The following is an 802-nucleotide window of genomic DNA, read 5'->3' as shown; positions in this document are numbered from 1 at the left end:
TGGAGAATTCCTCAACTCCCTTGCATGAACTGCGAAAACGCTAACTACCCGGCCTTGGAAGTTCCCCCCGGGTCCTGGACAGCGGGTGTTTACGCTGCGGGGGTGAGGTCCTGCCTGAGCAAGGTTCTCGTTTCGAGCGGGGTGACGTACCCGTACTCGGGGTGCCTGCGGAGTCGGCTGCGGTTGTACTCGATCTCGATGTAGCGGAAGACGTCGGCCCGGGCGGCCTCGCGGGTCTCCCAGACGGTGGTTCCGATCTCCGCCTTGAGGACGGCGAACCAGCTTTCCGCAGCAGCGTTATCGTAACAAGAGCCGACACGTCCCATCGACTGCCTCATGCGCAACTTGCGTATTTCGGTGCGGAATTCGTCACTCGTGTATTCGCTGCCGCGGTCGGTGTGCATGATGCAGCCGTCCTCCAGGCCACCGCGGCCGGCCGCCATCCGCAGGGCGGCGACCGGCAGCTCGGCACGGTGGTGGTCGGCCATCGCCCAGCCGATCACCTCCCGCGTCGCAAGATCGATACAGGTCGCCAGATACAACTTCCCCTCAAGTGTGACGAGTTCGGTCATGTCACCAACCAGTCGCATCCCGGGGCGGGGTGCGGTGAAGTCCCGGCCGATCAGGTCGGCGGCGAACACCGCCCGCTTCGCCTGCCGGGTCATGCCCCGCCGCCGGCGGCGGGTGATCCCGACAATCCGGTGCTTGCGCATCAGCCGCTCGACCTTCTTGCCGTTCACCGCCCGCCCGGCCCGCCGCAGGGCGGCGTGGATCCGCGGGGCCCCGTAGGCGCCGCGCGATC

Annotated in this window: 1 protein-coding gene; it reads right to left on the bottom strand. The window is 66.8% G+C overall.

The annotated features are described in order from the left end of the window. Positions 1–89: 89 nt before the first annotated feature. Positions 90–802 (bottom strand): IS3 family transposase (locus tag ACFPZI_RS36990; protein WP_381371552.1); only part of this gene is annotated, 713 nt, incomplete at its 5' end.

It is taken from the genome of Streptomyces chlorus, assembly GCF_042655885.1.
Taxonomy (GTDB): Bacteria; Actinomycetota; Actinomycetes; order Streptomycetales; family Streptomycetaceae; genus Streptomyces; species Streptomyces chlorus.
This window is presented reverse-complemented; position numbering and strand designations above follow the sequence as displayed.